Source organism: Bradyrhizobium sp., assembly GCF_019244115.1.
Classification (GTDB): domain Bacteria; phylum Pseudomonadota; class Alphaproteobacteria; order Rhizobiales; family Xanthobacteraceae; genus Bradyrhizobium.
The window spans coordinates 1-5,647 of the sequence record NZ_JAFATE010000405.1 but is presented as its reverse complement, the minus strand read 5'-3'; the positions used below and the strand labels follow the sequence as shown (position 1 = coordinate 5,647).

At 62.4% G+C, this 5,647-nt stretch carries 7 protein-coding genes; 5 read left to right on the top strand and 2 right to left on the bottom strand.

Annotation, left to right across the window (positions count from 1 at the left end):
• The 5 genes from JOZ76_RS38275 to JOZ76_RS17915 all read left to right on the top strand — a co-directional run.
• Window positions 1-146 (top strand): TRAP transporter large permease subunit (locus tag JOZ76_RS38275; protein WP_366938591.1); only part of this gene is annotated, 146 nt, incomplete at its 5' end.
• Window positions 147-219: 73 nt separating this feature from the next.
• Complete coding sequence (locus JOZ76_RS17930; protein ID WP_291700303.1) at window positions 220-909, top strand: cyclase family protein; 690 nt, start codon at window positions 220-222, stop codon at window positions 907-909.
• 24 nt (window positions 910-933) lie between these two features.
• Complete coding sequence (locus JOZ76_RS17925; protein ID WP_291700301.1) at window positions 934-1,944, top strand: Bug family tripartite tricarboxylate transporter substrate binding protein; 1,011 nt, start codon at window positions 934-936, stop codon at window positions 1,942-1,944.
• A 109-nt stretch (window positions 1,945-2,053) separates the two neighbouring features.
• Window positions 2,054-3,151: an amidohydrolase family protein gene (locus JOZ76_RS17920; RefSeq protein ID WP_291700299.1), complete on the top strand. Its 1,098-nt coding sequence runs from the start codon at window positions 2,054-2,056 to the stop codon at window positions 3,149-3,151.
• A gap of 30 nt (window positions 3,152-3,181) precedes the next feature.
• Window positions 3,182-3,958 carry a cyclase family protein gene (locus JOZ76_RS17915; protein WP_291700297.1) on the top strand — a complete coding sequence of 259 codons (777 nt, stop codon included), beginning with the start codon at window positions 3,182-3,184 and terminating at the stop codon, window positions 3,956-3,958.
• Between the two features lie 169 nt (window positions 3,959-4,127).
• Here JOZ76_RS17915 and JOZ76_RS17910 read toward each other — a convergent pair whose 3' ends face one another.
• Both JOZ76_RS17910 and JOZ76_RS17905 read right to left on the bottom strand, forming a co-directional pair.
• On the bottom strand, window positions 4,128-4,331 hold the full coding sequence (locus JOZ76_RS17910; RefSeq protein WP_291700295.1) for a hypothetical protein: 204 nt from the start codon (window positions 4,329-4,331) through the stop codon (window positions 4,128-4,130).
• Between the two features lie 667 nt (window positions 4,332-4,998).
• The coding region (locus tag JOZ76_RS17905) for a Crp/Fnr family transcriptional regulator (protein ID WP_291700293.1) at window positions 4,999-5,647 on the bottom strand (649 nt) is incomplete at its 5' end.

The following is a 5,647-nucleotide window of genomic DNA, read 5'->3' as shown; positions in this document are numbered from 1 at the left end:
TCGTCGGCTGCGCCGTCGGCAAGGTCACGATCGAGCAGGTGATGCGCAAGATCTGGCCGTTCTATGCGGTCATGTTCCTGGTGCTGATGTGCGTCACCTATATTCCGGAGATTTCGCTCTGGCTGCCGCGCCACGTGCTGCGGTGAGGTCTTGCGCGGCAGCGTAAAGGTCGCCAGCATCGGGAGGTCCCATTCCTCCCGATGCCGGAGCAATTTTCGCGTGAAAATCGTCGACCTCAGCCGCGAACTTCATCACCGCTCGCCGACCTATCCGAGCCATCCGCCGGTCATTCACGGAGTCTGGAAAACCCACGCGGACTCGCGCGCGGAATCCGGCGTGTACGGGCTTTCCTCGATGTTCATCTCGATGCCAGACCATGCCGGCACGCACATCGACGCGCCCCGGCATTTCGGCCCTGAGGGCATCGGCATTGACCAGTACCCGCTGGAAAAATGCATCGTCCCCGGCATCTGTCTCGACCTCCGCCACATCGCGCCGCGCGCCGAGATCACGCCGGCCGATCTCGCGGCCGCCGTGCACAAGGTCGGCACGCCGGTCCCGAAGGGCGGCACGGTGCTGCTGTGCACCGGCCATCACGCGCGCACCTTTCCGCGCAAGGAGTACGCCACCGACAATTCCGGCGTGAATGTCGCGGCCACCGAATGGCTCGCCGAACGGGGCATCGTGCATTTCGGCATCGATTCGATGCGGCCGGGCCCGATGGGTGACGTGAACCTCTGGGTTCACAAGGCCTGCCTCGATCTTGACATCACCCATATCGAGAGCCTGTGCAATCTGGAAGCCCTGCTCGGCCAGGGTCCATTCACCTTCATCGGACTGCCGATGAAATGGCGGGACGGCACGGCATCGCCGATCCGGGCCGTGGCGGTTTTCGGCATCTCGTCGTAAGTTGCATCCCTCGGAGGGACGTTCATGGGCACCGGACGAACGGCCGATCGATCGCGCCGCACATTGCTGCGGTTCGCCGGAACTGCACTCGGCGCGGCCGCGGCCTCGAGGATGGGAATGGAGCGCGCCCGGGCCGCCGCCTACCCCGATCATCCCATCCGGATCATCGTCCCGTTCGCCCCCGCCGGACCGACCGATATCATGGCGCGGATTCTGGCCAGCAGTCTTGGCGAAGCGCTGAACGGGACGGTCGTGGTCGAGAACCGGCCCGGCGCCGGCGGCAATATCGGGATCGGTATTGCGGCCCGTGCCGAGCCGGACGGCTACACGCTTCTGGTCACGTCGAGTGCCTTCGTCGTCAATCCCGCCCTGTACTCCAAGATTCCTTATGACCCGGTCACGGACTTCGCCCAGATTGCCGAGCTCGGCACTTCGCCCAATGTGATCCTGGCCAACCCGAACGCCGGGCTGAACTCGATCGCGGAGGTCGTGGCGCGGGCCAAAGCCAATCCGCGCGAACTGAACTATGCGAGCCCCGGCATCGGAACGACGCCGCACCTTGCGGGCGAACTGCTCAAGATCGTCGCAGGCGTCGAGATCGCGCATGTGCCGTTTTCCGGCGCCGGCCCCGCGATCCAGGCGCTGCTTGCCGGCACCACTCAGCTTGCCGTTGCGGCGCTGCCGCCGGCCCATCCCCATATCGCGGCCGGGGCGCTAAGAGCCCTCGCCATGACCGGCGCGAACCGCTGGTTCGATCTGCCCGACGTGCCGACCATGGTCGAACTCGGCTATGCCGATTTCATCTCCGACACCTTCCAGGGATTTTTGGCGCCTGTGCGGACTCCGCCTGCGATCGTCGAGCTGTTGTCGGCGAAGTCGGTCGAAATCCTGAAGACGCCGAAAATATCAGAGCAATTGCGCAACAACGGCTTCGAAGTCATTGCCAACGGCCCCGACGGCATGCGCCGCCGTATTGAAACCGAGGTGCCGAAATGGCGGGATATCATCGCCAAGGCGGGCATCAAGCCGGTCTGACGCCGAGGATTGTGCATTGCGCACACGACAAGCTGGCTTGCTGCGGTGTCGCGGTATGGCCTAGGCTCCGCTCCCACTACCAACAAACAGAAAACAGCGGAGGATTGTCATGAACACACGCCGCGATGTCCTGAAAACCGGCGCAGCGATTTTTGGCGGCCTCGTTTTCTGCGGCTGCGGTCTGATGCATCGCGCGCAGGCGCAAGGCGCGATACGTCAGACACTTCCGGTCAGCGTCGCCGGCAAAAAGATCAAAACCATCGACGTGCATACGCATTGCCATTTTCACGAGGCCGGCGCTCTGCTCGGCGCCGATGCCGCGAAGCTGCAGATTCCACCTGTCAACAATGCAGAAGCGGCCTTCATCGAGGTCGACAAGCGCCTTGCCGCGATGGACGCGCAGGCAATCGACATGGAGGTGCTGTCGATCAATCCGTTCTGGTACGATCGGGATCGCGACCTCGCCGCGCAAATCGTCAAGATCCAGAACGAAAAGCTCGCCGAGCTCTGCGCTGCAAAACCCGACCGCTTCGCGGCCTTCGCCTCGCTGACGCTGCAGGCGCCCGACCTTGCGGTGCAGGAGCTCGAGACCGCCGTGAAGAAACAGGGACTGAAGGGGGCCGCGATCGGCGATCGCGTCAATGGCGTCGAGTTCTCCGATCCGCGGTTTCACCCCGTGTGGGCCAAGGCCGAAGAGCTGGGCGTGCCCCTCTTCATCCATCCGCAGGGCCAGCCCGAGCTCAACAAGCGATTGGAAGGCAATGGCTGGCTGTCCAACACGATCGCCAATCCCCTGGGGACCACGATCGCGCTCTCGCATCTCATCTTCGAGGGCACGTTGGACCGCCATCCCGGATTGAAGGTGATCGCGGCGCATGGCGGCGGCTATCTGCCCTCCTATGCCGATCGTTCCGACCATGCCTGCCTGGTCGGACCGAAGGGTTGCAATCCCGAGATCAAGCTCAAGAAGCAGCCGAGCGAATATCTCAAGCAGATATATTTCGATTCGCTGATCTTCTCGCCGGAGGCGATCCGCCATCTCGTGGCCCAGGTCGGCGCGAGCCAGGTCGTGCTCGGCAGCGACTATCCCTATCCCTGGGAAATGAATCCCGTGGCGCCCATCCTTGCCACCGCCTCACTCAGCGACGATGAGAGGGCTGATATTCTCGGGCGGACGGCGGCAAAGCTCTTCAACGTTCAGGCCTAACGCCGCTCGTCAATCAGGAGACCAAGTGCCATGGCCCGCAAGCTGATCGATATGTCCGTACCCCTGCAAAACGACGTGCCGGCGGATCCGCCGGGCAATCACCCCGCCATCCAATACATCGATCATCAGCAGAGCCTTCCGCACATGCTGCCATTCTTCGCCGGGCTGAAGGCGGAAGACTTGCCGGATGGACAGGGCTGGGCGGTCGAACGGGTCCAGCTCTCTACCCATAACGGAACCCATCTCGACGCGCCCTGGCATTTCCATCCCACCATGAATCGCGGTGAGCGCGCATGGACCATCGACGAGGTGCCGCTGGAGTGGTGCCTGCAGCCCGGCGTCAAGCTCGACTTCCGGCATCTGCCGGATGGCTATGTGGCGTCAGCTGCTGACGTTAAGAACGAGCTCGAGCGGATCGGTCACAGGCTTTCGCCGCTCGAAATTGTGGTGGTCAATACTTCGGCAGGCGCCAAATACGGCCGACAGGACTACGTCAATTCGGGCTGTGGCATGGGATACGAGGCGACCATATACCTGCTCGAGCGCGGCGTCCGGCTGACCGGCACCGACGGCTGGAGCTGGGACGCGCCGTTCGTCCATACCGCGAAGAAATACGCAGAGACCCGCGATGCCCGCATCATCTGGGAAGGCCACAAGGCCGGGCGTCACATCGGCTATTGTCACCTCGAGAAGCTGCACAATCTCGAGCTTCTGCCCGCGACCGGCTTCATGATCTCGTGTTTTCCGGTGAAGATCGAGCGCGCGTCCGCAGGTTGGACCCGCGCTGTTGCGATCATTGACCCGTGAATCCTGGCGCCGAACCCTCTGAGGTTGCGGCGCAGGAGGCCTCATCCTCCGGGGATCAGAGATCTCCTTCCCGATTGCATCGAGCGACAGGGATCACTCGCCGATGACGTCGCGTTTCCGCTCGAACGCAACGTCAGACCTCGAAAGAACCGCTGAACCGGATCCTGTGTCAGTTCTCCCGCTCGTTCCGCGTCACGACGGCCGGCCGTGCGAGCTGCATCGGTGTCGGCGTCGCCATGTTGGATGCGACGAACTCCGATTGCACCGCGTCCGAGATCAGCGCCGAAGACGCATGCGTGCTGATCGCAAGACCGACGAGTGCAACCAGCACGGCACAGTGGATCACGAAGAGCTTAGCGGAACCGCGGCGCAACTTACGCTCGCCAGTCAAGCCTGAATCGTTTTGAGGTCCCAACATCACAATCTCCCCTGTACGCAAAATTACGTTGACGTGATCGGTATGTTTTTATTCACACGATTGCGAACACGGTGAGGCCATCAAGAAATCTATTTTACCGTTAGCAGGTTTCCACGCCACAAATTCTCCCAAAATGCGACGCCATCAATTCTCGGGTTGCATGAATTCGACACGACTCGCGCGTTGCGCGTGTATGGTGCATTTGCTTCCACGACGAAATAATGGCGCTCGACGTTGGTTGCGCCGAGCAGATGGCGGCGATGAGTTCACCTCGTGGCGCGCGCAAGCGAAGCTGCGAGCCGCAGCGGGTCTCAAAAACGAAGTTCGCCGGATTTCGCCCGCAATCTCCGAAGCTGAGCTTCAGTTTAGACGCTGCCAAACGCCACATTCGTGAGGCAAGCGGCTACGCTTGCGAGGTGCTGGATCGCGGCTCAATCGCTGTGCAGCTCCGTCTTTCTATCGCTGCGCATATCGAGACGAAGCATCTGCTCGGCTGCGCCGAACTCGGCCCGCGCCGTCGCCGGGATTTCCGAAGCCGAACGACGGCTGATCGCGAGTCGGTCAATAGCAGCGCCACGACGCAACAGACTAATGCTGTCTTCGGTGGCGCGCGCATACTGCGCTATTCATCGGCCCCTGTGCCGGTTTGCGCAAGCTCGCGAAGCGAGTCGGCTTCCAGGACCACGATCGCACCATGTTCCAGGCGCACCCAGTTGCGTGTCGCCCAGGCCCGCAATTGCTTGTTGATGCTTTCACGGGTCATGCCGACCATTTCGCTGATCTCCTGCTGCGTGATCGCGATGGTCCGGCTGGTGGGATCCAGCTTGCGGCGCTCGGTCAGGCCGAGCAGCGCGCTCGCGAGCCGGCCGGGCAGATCCTGCAGAATCACCTGCTCGACCTGGTCGCTGGTCCAGCGCACCCGCGCGCACAGCAGTTCGATGAATTTCATCGCCAGCGCCGGCTGGCTGCGCACGAATGGAAGAAATTCGCGGCGATCGATGACGAAGATCTCGCAATTGGTATTGGCGGTGCCGTCGGTGGTTCGCGCCTTGCCGTCGAGGACCGCGACCTCGCCGAAAACCTCGCCCGGCCCGATCAGGTTCAGGATCGCATTCCGACCGTCGGGCGACGAGACGCTGATCTTCACGGTGCCGCTGATCACCGCAAACAGGTTGTTGCCGGCATCGCCCTTCGAAAAGATCGCGGCGCCGCGTTTCAGGCTGGACAGCCTGGCGTAGCGACAAAGCTGATCGAACGCAGCCGGCTCCAGA